We start from the raw sequence: 18,110 nt of genomic DNA, 5'->3' as shown, positions 1-18,110 counted from the left end.
TACGATCTGGGGTCTTCGATGACTTGGTTCATCTCGCCTGCCCACGCCGAAGATGCCGCGCCCGCGCCGGCTTCTGCCGACGTTCCGCCGGCGCCGACTGAGACACATACCGAGGTCGGGCACGAGGCAGGGGGGAAGGCACCTTTCCCGCCCTTCGATACGCAGAAATTCCCGTCGCAGATCCTTTGGTATGTCGTCTTCTTCGGCTTGCTCTATCTGCTGATGAAGCGGGTTCTGGTGCCGCGTCTGAGCACGATCGTCGAAGGCCGTGCACAGCGGATCGCCGGTGATCTGGAAGAAGCCCAGCGTCTTCGTATCGAGTCCGACAAGGCTCTCGGCACTTATGAGAAGGCTCTCGCGGATGCGAAGAGCGCGGCTCATGCCATTGCCCAGGCCAGCACGGACGAGGCCAAGGCTGCTGCTACCAAGCAGCGTGCCGACATCGAAGCCTCGCTCGCCGCGAAGCTCGAGGCGGCCGAAGGCCGTATCGGCGAAATCAAGGCCAAGGCTCTTGGCGACGTCAACGCCATCGCCGAGGAGACGGCAGCTGCTGTCGTCGCCGCGCTGAGCGGACATCAACCGAGCCCGGACGAGGTGGCCAAGGCCGTCTCCGCCGTGGCGACGAAGTAAGGGGCGAGCGACCTATGCCAATCGATGCCTCCTTTTTCGCCCTTGTCGGCCTGATCCTCTTCTTCGTGTTGCTCGTCTATGTCGGCGTGCACACCAAGATCGGCAAGGCGCTCGACGCCCGCTCCGAAAGCATCGCCAAGGACCTCGACGAAGCCAAGCGCCTTCGTGAGGAAGCCGCCGCGCTGCTTGCTGACTATCAGAAGCGGGCTCGCGACGCCGAGACCGAAGCACAGACCATCATCGACAAGGCCCGCCGCGAAGCGGTTGCCCTGGCCGAGGTGGCAAAAGCCGACATGGAAGATTACGTCACGCGCCGCACCAAGATGGCCGAGGACAAGATCACCCAGGCCGAGCACCAGGCTCTGCAGGAAGTGAAGGCGCTTTCCGCCGATGTCTCGATTGCTGCCGCAGAGAAGATCCTCTCGGCCAAGCTCGCGGGCAAGGCTGGTGCCGATCTGGTGGCCGCCTCGATCGCCGACGTCAAGAACCGCCTCAACTAGGCCGGTTCAGTCGACGAGGATTTCCTCGATCGGAAAAATGACGCCGTCGGCTCTGCCGGCGGCGTTTTCGTTTGTGCGCAGCGCCCGGATCGGCGCGAAGCTGGACCGATGCAGCGGGCAGGCGCCAAGCGTCGTCAGCGCGGCCATGTGAATGGCAGTGCCGTAACCCATGTGGCGCTCGAAGCCGTAATTTGGGAAATGCGCCGCGGCTCGTACCATCATGCGATCGCGCGTCACCTTGGCGATGATCGAGGCGGCGGCGATCGAGACCGAGCGGGCGTCGCCCTTCACATAGGCCTCGCCCCGGCAGGCGAGGGCGGGGGGCACGTCGTTGCCGTCGATGATGGCGAGATCCGGCGCATGGGGCAGGCCGGCGATGGCGCGCGTCATCGCCCACAGCGTCGCCTGGCGGATGTCGGTGGTGTCGATCCGAAGCACCGAGGCGGCGACGACCGAGACATGCGCCGATGCCATGATCTGCTCGAACAGCGCCTCGCGCGCCGGCGCCGTCAATTTCTTGGAATCGTTCAGCCCGTCCGGAATGTTCTTCGGATCGAGGATGACGGCGGCAGCCACCACCGGCCCGGCCAGCGGCCCGCGGCCGGCCTCGTCGACGCCGGCGATCGCCTTCAGGCCGCTTCGGCGCAGCCGTCGCTCGATCGCGTCGGTGGGGACGGGCGGGAGCTCGAACAGGAGCGGCGATTCGTTTGCGGTGCGGCGTGCCATGGCCGGAAAATCCCCGACCGGCCTGCTGATTGCAAGCGGCAAGCGCCGCTTTCGAAGTGGGTGCGGCGGTTTGATCCGCCGCGATCCGTTGGCGTGCCGCGAGACGGGTCGAGCTCAGCTGCCGACGAGCTGGCGGAATTCGTTCTTCAGGAAGTTGCCGACGCGCTTGCCGCGGTTACGGGCCTTCTCGAAGGCGGTCTGGTCGACGAAATAGGTGTGCAGGATGCTGTCGCGCGAGGTCGGCAGAACGCCGGTTGGGTCGACCGAATGCCAGGTGTTGTCGCCGACGGCGAAGGCGTAGCCGTGGTTCGGCACGAAATCCATCTGCTTGACGCGCGTGAAGCCGCCCTCGGGCTCGCGCGAGGAGAATACGGTGCCGACGCCGTTCAACTGCTCGTCGCGCGGCAGATAGAGCTGGACGGTAATGCCCTTCCAGCGCGTATCGGTGTGCTCGGGGATGCGATAGCCGGACGTGTCGCGGGTCAGCATCGGGATCGGGAAGAAGTCGCTCGGCTTGTAGGCATTGCCGAAGCGGCGCTTCAGGCCCGGCTCCAGCCGCGCGACGAAGGCGTCGCGCACCGGCTCCGCGCAGAGCGCGGCGCCGACCAGGTTCCAGATCGCCTTCCGCCGGCCCTCAAGGTGGCGCAGATATTCCGGGAACAGGTCCACCTTGACGCGGGTCGCGCTGCCATCGGTACGGATGTTGACATTTCCGCGCCCTGCCAGGGCGCGGAAATGGTTGGCCGACGGCATCAGCTCCTGCATCTCGGCGTAGATGTCGTGCGGAAAAATGCCGTCGAGGACCAGATGATAGAACGGATCGTCGAACGACGCGGCCGAGCGCACGGCCTGGGCGATGTGGCTGACCAGATAGTCGAGTTCGGACTGTGCGGCCTTGAGCACGGCGACCCTCATGAATGAATGCTGTCGTCCCGTTCTAGTGAACGTAGCGGAAGCTGCACAAGGCCGAGATTGTCTTTATCCGGCGACGTTGCTTTTGGGACGCAGCGGATCGGCTACTTGACCTTCAGCCGGATCATCACGGCCTTGCCGCCGGCCTCCAGATCGACCCGCTTGACCTCGACGCCGGCCACGGTCTCCATTAGGTCGACCAGCTTGCGGAAGCCGAAATTGCGCGGGTCGAAATCCGGCATGCGCTTGAACAGGATGGTGCCGACCGGCCCGAGATGCGCCCAGCCGTCGTCGCCCGACACGTCCTCGATCGCCGCGAAGATCTCGTCGCGCGGCAAGCGCGGCGCCGACTTCGCGGGGGCCTTGCTCGCCGTCTTGGCCGGACCGCCGGTCTGGCGCTCTTCCGCCAGCAGCAGGTCGCAATAGAAGAAGCGGTCGCAGGCGGCGACATAGGGCTTGGTCGATTTCTGCTCGCCGAAGCCATAGACGGCGAGACCGTCCTCGCGGATGCGGCTCGCGAGCGTGGTGAAATCGCTGTCGCTGGAGGCTATGCAGAAGCCGTCCAGCCCCTTCTCGTGCAGCATGTCCATCGCCTCGATGGCGAGCTTCATGTCGGTGGCGTTCTTGCCGACTGCGGCCGGCGGCACATGCACGGGCGTCAGAGCATGGGAATGCAGCAGCGGCTGCCACTGGTTCATCGCGCTGGAGGCGAAATGGCCGTAGACACGACGAATCACGACGCGGCCGATGGTCGAGGCCTCGCGGATGATGATCGGCAGGAAGTCGGCCCGAACATTGTCGGCGTCGATCAGCAAAGCGAGCTTCGCTGTGGCTCCGGGAAGTTGATCCGCCAATTTGCACTCCGATCGCAGCAGGGGAGCGGCATGCGATGCCGGCGCCGGGCGCCTGCCACATGCGCGCCAGATCCCTCCTTGTTAGCACAGAAGCGTTCCGGCGGCTGCCGGGCTAGGGTCCGTACTCCATTGGAAATGGGGCAGCTTTGGGCCAAAATCCTGCGCAGGCAGGAGCCGACCACAGCGATGGCTATCCATCGGCGCGGATCGGCGACGCACTGGCGCATGATTTTCGCCCAACCCGGAGGGCTTGACCGAAACCGGGCCATTTCGGCGTCGCTGCCGTCTCGTTGGGTGAGGCCCAACGTCGCCATCATCTCCTGGAACTGACCCGGCTTCCATCAAGCGCTGCCTCGTTTCCAATGGAGTACGGGCCCTAGAACAGGCTGAGCTGGGCCGGCTGGCGAACGGGTGGGGAAAACAGGTCGGTGCGGAGCTTGAGATTGCGCCGGTTGAGCTCGAGCCGCTGCGCCGCGATCTCGAAGCGGCGGCCGATCTGCCAGGCATAGGGACCTTCGCCGCGCTGCCGCTTGCCGAAGGTCGAATCATAGTCCTTGCCGCCGCGCATCGATCGCAGCACCGAAAGTACATGCCGGAAGCGGCCGGGGTAGTGACGCAGCAGCCACTCCTTGAAGATCTCGCTGACTTCGAGCGGCAGGCGCAGCAGGACATAGCCGGCCTCGGTGGCGCCGGCCGCCGCCGCCGCGTCGAGAATGCGCTCGATCTCGGCATCGTTGAGCGCCGGAATGATGGGGGCGACCAGCACGCCGACCGGGACGCCGGCATCGGCGAGACCCCGCAGCGCATCGAGCCGGCGGCCCGGCGTCGCGGCGCGTGGCTCCATGTCGCGCGCCAGCTTGCGGTCGAGGGTGGTGATCGACAGCGCCACCTTGGCGAGCCCGCGTTCGGCCATGCGGCTGAGAATGTCGACGTCGCGCAGCACCAGGGCCGACTTCGTGACGATGCCGACCGGGTGGTTGAACCGGTCGAGCACTTCCAGGATGTCGCGCATCATGCGGTGCTGGCGCTCGATCGGCTGGTAGGGATCGGTATTGGTGCCGATGGCGATCGTGCGCGGCTTGTAGGCCGGATCGGAAAGCTCCTTCTCGAGAAGTTTCGCGGCGTCCGGCTTGTAGAAAAGCTTCGATTCGAAATCGAGGCCGGGCGACAAGCCCATATAGGCGTGCGTCGGCCGGGCGAAGCAGTAGGAGCAGCCATGCTCGCAGCCGCGATACGGATTGATCGACCGGTCGAAGGCGAGATCGGGCGAATCGTTGCGCGTGATGATCGTCCGTGCCTTTTCCGGCTGCACTTCCGTCTTGAACGGCGGCAGCTCGTCCAGCGTCTGCCAGCCATCGTCGAACGGGATCGACTGGAAGCGCTCAAAGCGCCCAGAGCTGTTGCTCTGGGCGCCGCGGCCGCGTCGACGGTCAGGATCGATCGACGCGGCAAGTGCCGGGTCCGTCTGCAGCAGCAGCGGGTCGAGATGCGGGGGGAGGGAGCGTGCGAGCGACATGCCAAGACTCATACGCGCCTTTCGAGAACAAAACAAGAACACATGACGTTGCGACGGAACGTCCCGCCTGTTTCATCTCGCAGTCGCAAAAATTGTCGCTAAGATCGAAGGAATGATCAGCGTGATCCTTTCAACCCGCAATGACGAGCTGGCGCTGGCGCATGCGCTGGCGGCGCTCGTTCCGGCCGCGGCCGACGGCATGGTGCGCGAGGTGATCGTCGTCGACAGCGGCTCGACCGACGGCACGATCGCCGTCGCCGACGCGGCCGGTTGCAAGATCGTCGAAGGCGTCGGCGAGCGGGGCGCCGATTTGGCCAAGGGGGCCGCAATGGCGCGCTCGGACTGGCTGTTGTTCCTGTCGCCCGACGTGATGCTCGAAGCGGGTTGGCAGCGCGAGGCGCGCGATTTCATCGATCGGCTGGCGATGGCGGGCAGCGCGTCGCGGGCGGCCTCGTTCCGGCTCGCCCATGCCGGCTTCGGCTGGCAGTCGCGCCTGCGGGAACTGGTCGCCGTGCTGCGCGCCAAGCTGCTGGCGGCGCCGCTGCCGGAGCAGGGCCTTCTCGTCCCGTCGAGCCTCTATCGCGCCGTCGGCGGCCACCGCGGCGGAGCCCGGCTCGCCGAGAGCGATCTCGGCCGTCGCATTGGCAGGGGCCGGCTTTCCTTCCTGCGGGCGCGCGCCATTTCGCGCGGCGCCGGCGCCTGATCCTCAGGCCTTCAGCTTGCCCCGCTTCAGATGCTCGTCGAGGCGCGGCATGATCTCGACGAAGTTGCACGGCCGGCTGCGATAGTCGAACTGCACCTGGATGATGCCGTCCCAGGCATCCTTGCAGGCGCCAGGCGATCCCGGAATCACGAAGATGAACGTCGCGTTGGCGACGCCCGCCGTCGCGCGCGACTGCACCGTCGAGGTGCCGATCTTGTCGTAGCTCAGGCGATGGAAGACGGCCGAAAAGCCGTCCATGCGCTTTTCGAACAGTGGCTCGATGGCCTCGGGCGTGACGTCGCGGCCGGTGAAGCCGGTGCCGCCGGTGGTGATGATGGCGTCGATGCCGTCATCGTCGATCCAGCACGAGACGATGGTGCGGATCTCCTCGACGTCGTCGGGAACGATGGCGCGCTCGGCCAGGACATGGCCGGCCCCCTCGATGCGCTCGGCCAGGGTCCTGCCGGAGCGGTCATCCTCGAGCGAGCGAGTGTCGGAGACCGCGAGCACGGCGAAGCGAACGGGGATGAAGGGCAGGCTCTCGTCGGTGGCGGCCATGGCGGATGTCCTCGTCCTGCTAGATGTCGCTAGTCGAGACATAGTCCGTGCCGGGCCGGGAGGAAAGCGGGCTAGCTGCCGGCTGAGTGGGTCGCGACGATCCACCACTCGGGATGCGCCGCGGCGAGGCGTTCGGCGGCGCGGGCGGTGCTTGCATCGTCCGGGAACAGGCCGAAGACGGTAGCGCCGGAACCGGACATCCGGGCCAGCAGGCAGTGCTCCGTGGCGCCGACGGCGGCGACGAGTTTGGCGATGACGGGGAGGGCGGCGATGGCGGGCGCTTCCAGATCGTTGCGGGTCGCGCGCAGCCATGCGGCCAGCGCGCCGGCATCGGCGAAGGCGGACGGCAATGCGGGCAGGCCGGAATTGTCGGCGCGGTCGAGCCGCCGGAACACGGCCGGCGTCGAAACGGCGACGCGCGGATTGACCAGCACCATCGGCAGCCGTGGCACGCCGGCGACGGCGGTCAGCACCTCGCCGATGCCGGTGGCGCGCAGCGGCGTCGAGCGCAGGCACATCGGCACGTCGGCGCCGAGGGTGGCCGCGACGGCTCCTTGCCGGTCCGTGGACGCAGAGGGAAGGGGCGCGAGGCGCGCCAGCAGCCGCAGCGTCGCCGCGGCGTCGGCCGAGCCGCCGCCGATGCCGGAGGCGACCGGAAGCTGCTTGTCGAGCCGCAGATGAAGGCCTTCGACATGGCCGCCCATCGCCGCATGCGCCCGCACGGCGCGCAGGACGAGATTGTCCGGCCCGGCGTCGAGCCCATCCGAGAACGGGCCGTCGATCTCGAGCGTCGGCGCGGCATCGCGAGGGGCGGTCGTGGCTTCGATCGTGTCGCCGATGGCGGCGAATACGACGAGGCTGTCGAGCGTGTGGTAGCCGTCGGCCCGTCGGCCGGTCACGTGCAAGGCGAGGTTGATCTTCGCCGGGGCGAACTCGGCGCCAAGCACGACGCCGGGAGCGGCGTCGCGCGCTTTGCCGATCGTCTTGGTCACTGCGCCGTGTCGAGCTTCGGAATGTCGATGACGAGGCCCGGACGAATGTTGTTCGGGTTGCGCAGCTTGTCGCGGTTGGCGTCGATCAGCCGGCTGTAGAGCTCGCCGTCGCCATAGACCTTGAGCGCGACCTTCCAAAGGCTGTCGCCAGCCTCGATCGTGAACTGCTCGCCCGTCGCCGGATTGCCGGCGCTGCCGTCGGTGGCGGTATCCGTCGAGGCCGAGGCGACCTGCGTCTCCTCGACCTTGTCGAGGCCCTTGGCGAGCTTGGCCAGGATGCGCTCCTTGTCGGCCGGCTCCGGGTTCAGGTCGCGCGCATGCGCCCACTGGAACGTCGCCTCGAGCTTGCGTCCCACCTTCCAGTAGGCGTCGCCGAGGTGATCGTTGATGGTGGCGTCGTCTGCTTTCAGCGAGATGGCGCGTTCGAGCTGGCCGACGGCCTCCTCGTATTTGCCGAGCTTGTAGTAGGCCCAGCCGAGGCTGTCGACGATGTAGCCGTCGTTCGGCCGCAGCTCGACCGCCTTCTTGATCATCTCCGTCGCGCGGTCGAGATTGAGGCCGCGATCGATCCAGCTGTAGCCGAGATAGTTCAGCACCTGCGGCTCGTCCGGGGTGATCTCCAGGGCCTTCAGGAAGTCGGGTTCGGCCTTCGACCACTGCTTGGCGCGCTCATAGGCGATGCCGCGGAAGAAATAGATCAGCCAGTTGCGCGCATGGTCGTCGGTGATCGAGTTGACCGCCTTGGTGTACATGGCGGCCGCCTCGGCATAACGCTTGCCGGTGCGGTGGATGGTGGCGAGCGTGGTCAGCGCGTCGATGTCGTGCGGATTGGCGGCGATCAGGCGCTTCAGCCGCTTCGCGGCGTCGTCATGCTTGCCGATCGCATCATAGCTGAGCGCGATCTGCAGTTCGGCGTTGCGCCGCAGCGGCGACGACTTCGACACCTGCTCGAAGATCGGGATCGAGCGCTCGAAACGCTGGGCATTCTGCGTCAGGTCGCCGAGCGCCATCAGCACGAGTTCGTTCTTGGGCTGCAGGAAGAGCGCCAGCCGCAAATAGAGGGTAGCGAGGTCGGAACCGCCATTCTCGCCGCCGAGCGCCGAACCGAGGCCATAGAGCACCTCGGCGGCGCCTTCCTGCGGATTGCGCACGAGCGGCGCCGGCTTCTTGCCGGCATTGACCTCGGCCAGCAGCGCGGCGATGACCGGATGGCCAACGCTGTTCTTGGTGAAGCTTTCGAGGGCCTTCTTCGCCTCTTCGGTCTTGCCGGCCCGCGCCATCATCCGGGCATAGGCCTCGGCGACGCGCATCGAACCGCCCTCGGCCTCATAGGCCTTGGTGATCGCCGCCAGCGCCGCGTCGGTGCGGCCCGCATTGGCGTTGATCAGCGCGATGTTGAAGTTCTTGAACACCGAGTACCACTCGGGGCCCTGCAGCGTGTCGACGATCTTCAGCGCCGCGTCGGTCTGGCCCTGGCCTTCCGCCGCCCAGGCCGACATCAGGCCGGACGAGATGTTGGCGAGGGGACCCCGGTCGCCCTGGCCGAACTGCTTGCCGGCCTCGGCGTATTTCTTGGCCTTGAGGGCCTTCACGCCCAGCGCCAGCCGTCCGATCCGGTTGTCGGGGTTGAGCTTGACCAGCTCTTCGGCCAGCGGGATCGCGCGCTCGATCTCGCCATTCGCCAGAAGCAGCGTGAAGGTGCGCTCCAGCAGGATCGGATTTTCCGGATCCTGGCTCAGGGCCTCCTCGAAGAAGAGGACCGCTGAATCATAGTCCTGCGCATTGGTCGCGCTCAGCGCCGCCAGATAGCTGCCCGTCAGGGTCGGCATGGCGTCGTCCAGAAGGTCCGAGATCGACGTCTCGGCCTGAGCCGCGGCGCCGGCCATCAGGCTGGTGCTGGCCAGCAATGCGAAACAGACCGCCACGGAGCGAAGCGGTCGGACGAGCGATGTCAGCGTGCGGTGCATCGGAATCCTGTCTGATACCGTGGGTTGGTATAGAACCTCGGTTCCGAGGCTGGGCAAAGAGGATGGCGCTTTTAGGACCACCCCGCAAGCTGGCCTCCGGCCGAAGCGATGCGTCTGCGGGAGGGCCGCTGGCGCCTCCGCAGGTCGGACTATCAGTGCGCCCGCTCGATGCAAAAGTCGATGACTTCCAGCAGCGCTTCCTTCCAGGGCGTATCCGGGAACACGTCGAGCGCCTGGCGGGCGGTCTCGCCGAACTGGCGCGCGCGTTCGATCGTATCCTCGATCGTCCGGTGCGAGCGCAGGATGGCGATCGCCTTATCAAGGTCGCCGTCCTGAATATCGGCCTTTTCCAGCGTGCGTTGCCAGAAGGCGCGCTCGCTCTCCGAGCCGCGCCGGTAGGCAAGCACGACGGGGAGCGTGATCTTTCCCTCGCGGAAATCGTCGCCGACCTTCTTGCCGAGATCGGCGGAATTGCCGCCATAGTCGAGCGCGTCGTCGATCAGCTGGAAGGCGAGGCCGAGATAGGTGCCGTAATCGCTGAACGCCTCGCGGCGAACCTTGTCATTGTCGGCGATGATCGGTCCGACCTCGGCGGCGGCGGCGAACAGCGCCGCGGTCTTTGCCTTGATGACGGCCAGATATTCCTCTTCCGTCGTCGCCATGTTCTTGGCGGCCGAAAGCTGCATGACCTCGCCTTCGGCGATCACGGTGGCGGCCGTCGACAGGACGTCGAGCGCGTCGATGGAGCCGACCTCGACCATCATGCGGAAGGCCTGGCCGAGCAGGAAATCGCCGACCAATACGCTGGCCTGGTTGCCCCAGAGCATGCGCGCGGCCAGCTTGCCGCGCCGGAGCTCGCTCTCGTCGACCACGTCGTCATGCAGCAGGGTGGCCGTATGCATGAACTCGACGCTGGCGGCGAGCTTCACATGGCCATCGCCCTCATAGCCCGACATGCGCGCCGCGGCGAGCGTCAGCATGGGCCGCAGCCGCTTGCCGCCCGAAGAGATCAGATGCTGGGCGACCTCGGGGATCATCTCGACATCGGATCCGGCCTTGGAAAGGATGATCTGGTTCACCCGTTCCATGTCGGCCGATACAAGCGCGACGAGAGGCTCGATCCGGGCTGCGCCCTTCTTCTTGCTCTCGTCGAGCGGAACTACCAATCCCACGGGCAACGCTCCCGGTTCGCCTCTGTTTCGCGGGCGACAATAGGGGGCCGGGGGGATCGGAACAAGTGACACGATGGCTCAGAACGGCCCTGACGGCGCCGACGGGGCACTTTATTGCTGCGTTGCGATGATTCCCGGCGCGGTACTCCGCGCATCATTGCCGCCGCGCCCGCCCGGCCTTAGGCTCGACCGCACCGATCATCGTCCGCAACCGCCCTTGAGGGGATATGGAAGAGCTCATCCGCACCAACGACATCGTCATGATTTCCTTCGTCGAGGCACTCCTGAAGGACGCCGGCATTGAACATCTGGTCGTCGATCAGAACATGAGTGTCATGGAAGGGTCGCTCGGCGTGCTGCCGCGGCGCATCCTGGTGCTTGCCGACGAGATCCAGGATGCGCGCAAGCTTCTGACCGATGCGGGCATTGGCGGCGAACTGCCGGAGGAGTCCTAGGCGATGCTCGACACAGGCCTCGAGACGACGATCGATGCGTTCCTCGGCGGCCGGGTGGAAGCGGTCCAGCCGGCGCGCGGGCATCATCGTTCGGGCCTCGACGCCGTCATCCTGGCCGCGTCCCTTGGTCCTAGCGTCCGGGGCCGCGTCGTCGATCTCGGCGCCGGGGCCGGTGTCGCCGGGCTTGCCCTGGCGGCGCGCGCAGCTCGGGCGCATATCGTGCTGGTCGAGCGCGAGGCCGATCTCGCCGCTTGCGCGCGCTCGGCGCTGGAGCGGCCGGCCAATGCCGCCTTCGCGGCGAGGGTCGATGTCGTCGTCGCGGATCTGCTCGCCGGCGAAACCCGCAAGGCGGCCGGCCTGATACCCGAAAGCTTCGATCACGCGCTGATGAACCCGCCCTTTCACGACCGCGGCCGCGTCCGCGCCTCGCCGGACGATTTTCGCGCTCGCGCCCATGTGCTCGCCGATGGCGGGCTGGACGACTGGTTTCGCGCCGCCGCCGCGCTCGTCCGTTCGCAGGGCACGCTGGCAGCGATCCTGCCTGCCGATCGACTGCCGGCCATTCTCGCCGCCTGTGACGGCCGCTTCGGCGCGCTCGCCGTCCTGCCGCTGCATCCCCGTTCCGCCGAGCCGGCGACCCGCGTGCTGGTGCGCGGCGTCAAGGCGAGCCGGGGAGCGATGCGCCTGTTGCCGGGCCTGGTCCTGCATGGCGGTTCCGGCTCCCCGTTCCTTCCCGGCGTCGCGGCCATCCTGCGCGACGGCGCCTCGCTCGCCGACATCCATCCCGTCTGGTCCGACCCCGGTTGGGGCGAGACCACTGCCGATCCCCTCATGAAGGTTTGATCACCGTGATCCAGGACCTCAAGCAATCCTTCCTCAAGCTGCTTCCGGCGCGTTTCCGCAAGGGGGAGATCGTCATTCCCGTCGTGCGCCTGTCCGGCGTGATCGGCGCGGTGTCGCCTCTTCGAACCGGCATGACACTTGCCGGTGTCGCCGCGCAGCTGAACCGCGCCTTCGCCAACAAGCAGGCGCCGGTGGTGGCCATCCTGATCAACTCGCCCGGCGGCTCGCCGGTCCAGTCGCATCAGATCTTCAAGCGTATCCGCGCGCTCGCCGAAGAGAACAAGAAGGAAGTGATCATCGGGGTCGAGGATGTCGCGGCTTCCGGCGGCTACATGATCGCGCTGGCTGGCGACGTCATCATCGCCGACCAGAGCTCGGTCGTCGGCTCGATCGGCGTCGTTTCGGCCGGCTTTGGCTTCGAGAAGCTGATCGAGAAGATCGGCGTCGAGCGCCGCGTCTATACCGCTGGCGAGAGCAAGGCGATGCTCGATCCCTTCAAGCCGGAGAAGGAAAGCGACATCCAGCACTTGAAGTCGCTGCAGCGCGATGTGCACGACATGTTCATCGACCTGGTGCGGTCGCGGCGCGGCGAGCGGCTGGCGGATGATCCGACGCTGTTCTCCGGTGCCTTCTGGTCGGGGACGCGGGGGCTGGAGCTCGGCCTGGTCGACCGGATCGGCGATCTGCGCTCCTATTTGCGCGGCCGTTTCGGCGACAAGATGCGGATGGCGCTGATCGCGCCGAAGCGCGGCGTGTTGGCGCGGTTCGGCGGTGGCGGCCCCGGTGGCCTTGCCTCCGCCGCGATTGCGGCCAATATGGTGGAAGGTGCGGTCTCCACGCTGGAAGAACGCGCGCATTGGGCTCGGTACGGGCTCTAGTCGCGGGCCGATCCGTCGTCGGTGTTCAGGCAATTGGATCGGACGAGCCGCCGGCTCGACAGGGAAGGATGAAATGATGCCTCAGGTTCTGATGCTGGCGCTGCTGGGTACGCTGGGTGTTGTCGCCGCCCGGACCCTGATCAAGACGCGCGAGCGCGTCGCGGTTCGGCTGCGGGAGGCCGAGCGTGCCATGGCGAACCGGCCGATGGCGACGCTCGTTCAGGATCCCGTGACAGGCATCTATCGCCCCAGCGACCGCTGACGGCCGCTTTCACTACCGGAAGAGGGGACGCGTGCTCCGCGTCCCGGCTACAACACGCGGCGCATCGCGCCGGTGTGGATGGCGCATTGCCGCTCGGCGGCGCGCCGGACATTGCGCTGAATTCCCTCGCAGCTGGATGGCGCCCGATAGTTCGGGTCGCTGTCGTTCGGGCAGATGCAGGACATCGCCTGGGTCAGGCAGCCGGACGGCATGTTGGCATAGCCATATTCGCCGCAGGCGATCGACCGCATGCCGCCACCACCCCCATTGCCGCCATCCGGCCCGCCGGGAACCGTCGACGAGGGCGTGCGCGACGGCGCTGCCTGCTGGGCGACTGCCGGAGCGATGTCGGCGATGAACAGGGACGCGACGGCGAAGGCCGCCAGGGTGAAGGAAATGCGTTTCGACTTTGCGGCACGAGAGGTCTGGGTCGTCATGATGGGCTCCTCCGAGCTTGCCATCGATGGCGACGCGATCCCGGAGCGACGTCATGTCGTCCGCGCGCCTCAGGCGATCCGGTGTTCGGAATTCGCTCCGGGCCTAGTCCCGGTCGACGGCATGGGCACCATGTCCCACGCCGTCGTCCGATCGTATGAAGCGGGTCACAGGCCTGTGACCGCGTGCACTGGCGCGATCAGCCGCTGACCTTGGAGAAATCCGCAACCGCCAGCGTCGCGCTGCGGATGGCGTTCAGCATCCGGAGCCGGTTGGCGCGGACTTCCGGCTCCTCGGCATTGACCAGCACCTTGTCGAAGAACGCATCGACCGGCGCGCGCAGGCGGGCCAGCGCCGAAATCGCGCCTTCATAGTCCTCGCGCGCAACGGCGGCCTCGGCTTCGGCGCGCGCCGTGGCGACGGCCACATGCAGCGTGCGCTCCTCCGAAACCAGCAGATGCGAGGCATCCACCGCGCCATCGAAGCTGTCGCCCTTCTTTTCCTCGGCCTTGAGGATGTTGGCGGCGCGGCGATAGCCGGCGAGCAGGTTCTTGCCGTCCTCGGTATCGAGGAACTGACCGAGCGCCTCGACGCGACGGGCGATCAGCAGCAGGTCGTCCTGGTTGCCGAGCGCGAACACGGCGTCGACGAGGTCGTGCCGGGCGCCCTGGTCGCGCAACTGCACCTTCAGCCGGTCGGCGAAGAAGGCGATCAGGTCGGCAGTGATCGCCGGCGTCTTGGCGTCGAGATCGCGGCGCAGCCGGCGGCCGAAGCTCTCCAGCGCGTTGTCGAGATCCTGCTCGCCGTCGACGTCCTCGGTCGAGACGGTGCTCTGCTCCGTCTCGTAGGCGGTGAGCGCTTCGGCTTCGGTCTGGTCGTTGTAGCCGGCGATCGCCTTGGCGATGGCCGCGTTCAGCGACAGCTTGGCATCGATCGAGAGCGCGATGCGGATGATGCCGAGTGCTGCGCGCCGCAGCGCATAGGGGTCCTTGCTGCCGGTCGGCTTCTCGTCGATCGCCCAGAAGCCGGTCAGCGTGTCGAGCTTGTCGGCGAGCGCCACGGCGATCGCGACGGGATCGGTCGGCACGCGGTCGCCCGGGCCCTGCGGCTTGTAGTGATCCTCGATCGCGGTAGCGACCGAGCCGTCCTCGCCCTGGGCTATGGCGTAGTACTTGCCCATCAGGCCCTGGACTTCCGGAAACTCGCCGACGACCTCGGTGACGAGGTCGGTCTTGGCGAGCAGCGCCGCACGCCGCGCCTTGTCGACATCGGCGCCGACCAGCGGCGCGATCGCCGCGGCGAGCTTCTGCAGGCGCAGAATGCGTTCTGCCTGCGTGCCGAGCTTCTCGTGGAAGACGATCTGCTCGAACTTCGGCAGCCGGTCCTCGAGACGGGTCTTCAGATCGGTGTCGTAGAAGAACTTGGCGTCGGACAGGCGGGCGCGGATGACGCGGCTGTTGCCGGCCGTGATCGCCTCGCCGCCGTCGATCGCCTCGATGTTCGAGACGAGCACGAAGCGGTTGGCGAGCTCGGTGGTGCCCGGCCTGCGGACGACGAAGCACTTCTGGTTGGCGCGGATGGTGGCGCGGATCACTTCCGGCGGGATCGCCAGGAAATCTTCCTCGAAGGTGCCGACCAGCACGACCGGCCATTCGACCAGGCCCGAGACCTCCTCGAGCAGGCCCTCGTCCTCGACCAGCTCCAGCCCGAGCGCGAACACCCGGTCGCGCGCGTCATGCAGGATGATGTCCTTGCGGCGGTCGGCGTCGAGCACGACGGAGGCATTGTCGAGCTTCTCGACATAGTCGTCGAAGCGCTTCACGGAAATCGCGCTCGGCGCGATGAAGCGATGGCCATAGGTGACGTTGCCGGAACGGATGCCGTCGATCTCGAAATCGATGACTTCCGGCTCTTCCGTCTCCGGGCCGAAGGTGCAGACGATCGACTGCAGCGGCCGCACCCATTGCAGCTTGCCCGAGCCCCAATGCATGGATTTCGGCCAGGGGAAGGCTCGGATGATGGCGGGGATTGCGGCCGCGATCACGTCCTTGGTGTCGCTGCCCGGCTTCTCGATATGGGCGACGTAGAAATCGCCCTTCTTCGGATCCGAATGGACATGCGCCTGATCCAGCGAAGTAAGTCCAGCGCCGCGAAGGAATCCCTGGATGGCGGCGTCGGGCGCTCCGACCTTCGGGCCCTTGCGGTCTTCGCGGGTCGCGGCCGAATGGGTCGGGATGCCGTTGACGGTCAGCGCCAGGCGGCGCGGCGTCGAGAACGCCTTGGCGCCCTCGTAATGCAGGCCGGCCTCGACGAGCGCGTCGGTGACGAGCTTCTTCAGATCCTCCGCCGCCTTGCGCTGCATGCGGGCGGGGATTTCCTCAGAGAAGAGTTCAAGCAGAAGATCGGGCATTTATTCTTTTCCCCCGGCCGGGGTTTCGAGCCAGGCGGCGCCGCAGGCCTTGGCCAGTTCGCGGACGCGCAGGATGTAGCTCTGGCGCTCGGTGACGGAGATCACGCCGCGCGCATCGAGCAGGTTGAAGGCGTGGCCTGCCTTGAGGCACTGGTCATAGGCCGGCAGCACCATGCCGCCGGCGGCGAGCAGCGCCTGGCATTCCCGTTCGCAATCCGCGAAGCGGCGGAACAGGATCTCCGTGTCGGCATACTCGAAATTGTGCCTCGAATATTCCTGCTCGGCCTGCTTGAAGACGTCGCCATAGGTGACCTTCTCGTCGCCCTCGCGGCCGTTGAAGTTCAGGTCGTAGACGTTCTCGACGCCCTGCACATACATGGCGAGGCGCTCGAGCCCGTAGGTGAGTTCGCCCGAGACCGGATTGCACTCGATGCCGGCAACCTGCTGGAAATAGGTGAACTGCGACACTTCCATGCCGTCGCACCAGCATTCCCAGCCGAGGCCCCAGGCGCCGAGCGTCGGGTTCTCCCAGTCGTCCTCGACGAAGCGCACGTCATGCAGCGCCATGTTGATGCCGATGGCGCGCAGCGAGTCGAGATAGAGCTCCTGCAGGTTGGGCGGGTTCGGCTTCAGGATGACCTGGAACTGGTAATAGTGCTGCAGCCGGTTCGGGTTCTCGCCATAGCGGCCGTCCTTCGGCCGGCGCGAGGGCTGCACATAGGCGGCCTTCCACGGCTTCGGACCGAGCGATCGCAGCATGGTCGAGGGATGCGAGGTACCGGCGCCCACTTCCATGTCGTAGGGCTGCAGGATCGCGCAGCCATAATCGGCCCAGAAGCGCTGCAGCGTCAGGATCAGGCCCTGGAAGGACCGGTCGGGGCGCATGTGCGGAGGAAGCGTGTCGAACACCGGCAAACCTTGAGAAATTCGGACGCGTGCGTGATGCGACGCGAAGGCGGCGCACCCTAATCGCGCGGCGCCCGCCCGGTCAAGGAAGCGTGGCCCGGTGACCGGAGGAAGGGGGGCGGAAACGGCCCGTCCGGGAGCCTTCGGCAACGTGGCACAGCTATCGATCGACGGTTCGGCCTTATCGAGCCGCCGTCGACTTCCTATGATCCGGTCGGCACTGCTTTGACGAACGAACCGCGAGGAGAATGACCATGCCCGGCTTCAAGGCCGTCCTGATCCGCAAGGACGCGAGCGGAGCGCAATCGGTGGGCTTCGAGACTCTGACCGACGCGGATCTGATGGAGGGCGACGTCACCGTTCGCATCGAGCGCTCGACGGTCAACTACAAGGATGGCCTCGCCATCACCGGCCGGGCGCCGGTGGTGCGGCGGTTTCCGATGGTGCCGGGCGTCGACGGCGTCGGCATCGTCGAACAGTCGCTGGCGCCGGGCTTGAAGCCGGGCGACCGGGTGCTGCTGAATGGCTGGGGCGTCGGCGAACTGCATCTGGGCGCCTGGGCCGAGCGTGCCCGCTGGAAGAGCGACTGGCTGATCTCCCTGCCCTCCGGCTTCTCGCCGGACGAAGGCATGGCGATCGGCACGGCCGGCTATACGGCGATGATGGCGGTGATGGCGCTGGAGCGGCATGGCATCGGCCCGGCCGGCGGGCCGATTCTCGTCACGGGGGCGGCCGGCGGCGTCGGCTCGATCGCGGTCGCGCTGCTTGCCGGTCTTGGCTACCACGTCGTCGCCTCGACGGGGCGACCGGAGGAGGCAGCCTATCTGAAGGGGCTGGGGGCGGCGGAGGTGATCGCGCGCTCCGAACTGGAAGGCGAGGGCAGGCCCCTGGCGCGTGAGCGCTGGATCGGCGCGATCGACGTCGTCGGTGGCCAGACGCTCGCCAATATCCTCTCCATGATCCGCTATGATGGCGCGGTGGCAGCCTGCGGCCTCGCCGGCGGCCTGGAGCTGCCGACCACGGTGGCGCCGTTCATCCTGCGCGGCGTGACGCTTTACGGCATCGATTCGGTCTATGTGCCGAAGCCCGTCCGGGTCGCCGTATGGGACCGGCTCGACCGCGACCTCGACCGGGTGAAGCTCGAGGCGATGACCCGGCGCATCGCCTTTGACGACGTGCTCGACGCGGCGCGCCAGATCGTCGACGGCAAGGTCCGGGGAAGGATCGTCGTGGAGATCGGGTAGGGGGCTTCGAGGCTTGTATGCACCACGCTTCCGTCGCCCCTCGCTCTCCGTCACCGACGCTCTCGTCACCCACGCTCTCCGTCGGAGCACGCGTGACGTCACCCACGCGACGTTGCCTCGCGCTCGCCGTCATCCCGGCGAAGGCCG

General features: G+C 66.9%; 19 protein-coding genes. 8 read left to right on the top strand and 11 right to left on the bottom strand.

The features are described 5' to 3' along the window. Positions 1–18 precede the first annotated feature (18 nt). Positions 19–630 carry a F0F1 ATP synthase subunit B gene (locus G342_RS0107745; RefSeq protein WP_018182553.1) on the top strand — a complete coding sequence of 204 codons (612 nt, stop codon included), beginning with the start codon at positions 19–21 and terminating at the stop codon, positions 628–630. A 14-nt stretch (positions 631–644) separates the two neighbouring features. Continuing rightward, positions 645–1,130, top strand: coding sequence for a F0F1 ATP synthase subunit B (gene atpF / locus G342_RS0107740; RefSeq protein ID WP_018182552.1), 486 nt, complete (start codon positions 645–647; stop codon positions 1,128–1,130). Between the two features lie 6 nt (positions 1,131–1,136). Here atpF and G342_RS23580 read toward each other — a convergent pair whose 3' ends face one another. The 4 genes from G342_RS23580 to G342_RS0107720 form a co-directional block, all read right to left on the bottom strand. Further along, a complete protein-coding gene (locus G342_RS23580; RefSeq protein ID WP_018182551.1) occupies positions 1,137–1,856 on the bottom strand; it encodes a ribonuclease HII in 720 nt (239 codons plus the stop codon). Positions 1,857–1,970: 114 nt separating this feature from the next. Next, complete coding sequence (locus G342_RS0107730) at positions 1,971–2,759, bottom strand: hypothetical protein (protein WP_026304233.1); 789 nt, start codon at positions 2,757–2,759, stop codon at positions 1,971–1,973. 113 nt (positions 2,760–2,872) lie between these two features. Next, positions 2,873–3,622: an NYN domain-containing protein gene (locus G342_RS0107725; protein WP_026304232.1), complete on the bottom strand. Its 750-nt coding sequence runs from the start codon at positions 3,620–3,622 to the stop codon at positions 2,873–2,875. Between the two features lie 376 nt (positions 3,623–3,998). Further along, a complete protein-coding gene (locus G342_RS0107720) occupies positions 3,999–5,138 on the bottom strand; it encodes a PA0069 family radical SAM protein (protein ID WP_018182548.1) in 1,140 nt (379 codons plus the stop codon). Positions 5,139–5,250: 112 nt separating this feature from the next. Here G342_RS0107720 and G342_RS0107715 point away from each other — a divergent pair, with 112 nt between their 5' ends. Beyond that, positions 5,251–5,841 carry a glycosyltransferase gene (locus G342_RS0107715; protein WP_018182547.1) on the top strand — a complete coding sequence of 197 codons (591 nt, stop codon included), beginning with the start codon at positions 5,251–5,253 and terminating at the stop codon, positions 5,839–5,841. A gap of 3 nt (positions 5,842–5,844) precedes the next feature. On the opposite strand, the gene moaB is transcribed toward G342_RS0107715, so the two are convergent. The 4 genes from moaB to G342_RS0107695 form a co-directional block, all read right to left on the bottom strand. Beyond that, positions 5,845–6,399, bottom strand: a complete 555-nt coding sequence (moaB, locus tag G342_RS0107710; RefSeq protein WP_018182546.1) for a molybdenum cofactor biosynthesis protein B — start codon at positions 6,397–6,399, stop codon at positions 5,845–5,847. A 71-nt stretch (positions 6,400–6,470) separates the two neighbouring features. Beyond that, positions 6,471–7,391, bottom strand: coding sequence for a 4-(cytidine 5'-diphospho)-2-C-methyl-D-erythritol kinase (locus G342_RS0107705; protein WP_018182545.1), 921 nt, complete (start codon positions 7,389–7,391; stop codon positions 6,471–6,473). After that, on the bottom strand, positions 7,388–9,358 hold the full coding sequence (locus G342_RS23575) for a tetratricopeptide repeat protein (protein WP_018182544.1): 1,971 nt from the start codon (positions 9,356–9,358) through the stop codon (positions 7,388–7,390). The genes G342_RS0107705 and G342_RS23575 overlap by 4 nt, the downstream gene beginning before the upstream one ends. Positions 9,359–9,510: 152 nt before the next feature. Continuing rightward, a complete protein-coding gene (locus tag G342_RS0107695) occupies positions 9,511–10,530 on the bottom strand; it encodes a polyprenyl synthetase family protein (protein ID WP_026304230.1) in 1,020 nt (339 codons plus the stop codon). 227 nt (positions 10,531–10,757) lie between these two features. On the opposite strand from G342_RS0107695, the gene G342_RS0107690 reads away from it, so the two are divergent. From G342_RS0107690 to G342_RS0107675, 4 genes are all read left to right on the top strand, one after another. Next, positions 10,758–10,985 (top strand): putative signal transducing protein, encoded by a 228-nt coding sequence (locus tag G342_RS0107690; RefSeq protein WP_018182542.1) that lies wholly within the window; start codon positions 10,758–10,760, stop codon positions 10,983–10,985. A gap of 3 nt (positions 10,986–10,988) precedes the next feature. Continuing rightward, positions 10,989–11,828, top strand: a complete 840-nt coding sequence (locus G342_RS0107685) for a tRNA1(Val) (adenine(37)-N6)-methyltransferase (protein ID WP_018182541.1) — start codon at positions 10,989–10,991, stop codon at positions 11,826–11,828. Beyond that, the gene (locus tag G342_RS0107680; RefSeq protein WP_018182540.1) at positions 11,825–12,706 is read left to right on the top strand and encodes a S49 family peptidase; all 882 of its coding nucleotides are present in this window, start codon (positions 11,825–11,827) and stop codon (positions 12,704–12,706) included. Before G342_RS0107685 ends, G342_RS0107680 begins: the two co-directional genes overlap by 4 nt. Before the next feature lie 73 nt (positions 12,707–12,779). Continuing rightward, on the top strand, positions 12,780–12,968 hold the full coding sequence (locus G342_RS0107675; protein WP_018182539.1) for a hypothetical protein: 189 nt from the start codon (positions 12,780–12,782) through the stop codon (positions 12,966–12,968). 47 nt (positions 12,969–13,015) lie between these two features. Here the strand turns inward: G342_RS0107675 and G342_RS0107670 are convergent, their stop codons facing one another. The 3 genes from G342_RS0107670 to G342_RS0107655 all read right to left on the bottom strand — a co-directional run bounded on the left by G342_RS0107670 (position 13,016) and on the right by G342_RS0107655 (position 16,698). Beyond that, the gene (locus tag G342_RS0107670) at positions 13,016–13,405 is read right to left on the bottom strand and encodes a hypothetical protein (RefSeq protein WP_018182538.1); all 390 of its coding nucleotides are present in this window, start codon (positions 13,403–13,405) and stop codon (positions 13,016–13,018) included. 197 nt (positions 13,406–13,602) lie between these two features. After that, positions 13,603–15,813, bottom strand: a complete 2,211-nt coding sequence (gene glyS / locus G342_RS0107660; protein WP_018182536.1) for a glycine--tRNA ligase subunit beta — start codon at positions 15,811–15,813, stop codon at positions 13,603–13,605. After that, the gene (locus G342_RS0107655; RefSeq protein ID WP_040878519.1) at positions 15,814–16,698 is read right to left on the bottom strand and encodes a glycine--tRNA ligase subunit alpha; all 885 of its coding nucleotides are present in this window, start codon (positions 16,696–16,698) and stop codon (positions 15,814–15,816) included. A 269-nt stretch (positions 16,699–16,967) separates the two neighbouring features. On the opposite strand from G342_RS0107655, the gene acuI reads away from it, so the two are divergent. After that, the gene (gene acuI, locus G342_RS0107650) at positions 16,968–17,963 is read left to right on the top strand and encodes an acrylyl-CoA reductase (NADPH) (protein ID WP_018182534.1); all 996 of its coding nucleotides are present in this window, start codon (positions 16,968–16,970) and stop codon (positions 17,961–17,963) included. Positions 17,964–18,110: the final 147 nt, after the last annotated feature.

The organism is Kaistia granuli DSM 23481 (assembly GCF_000380505.1).
Taxonomy (GTDB): domain Bacteria; phylum Pseudomonadota; class Alphaproteobacteria; order Rhizobiales; family Kaistiaceae; genus Kaistia; species Kaistia granuli.
This window is presented reverse-complemented; position numbering and strand designations above follow the sequence as displayed.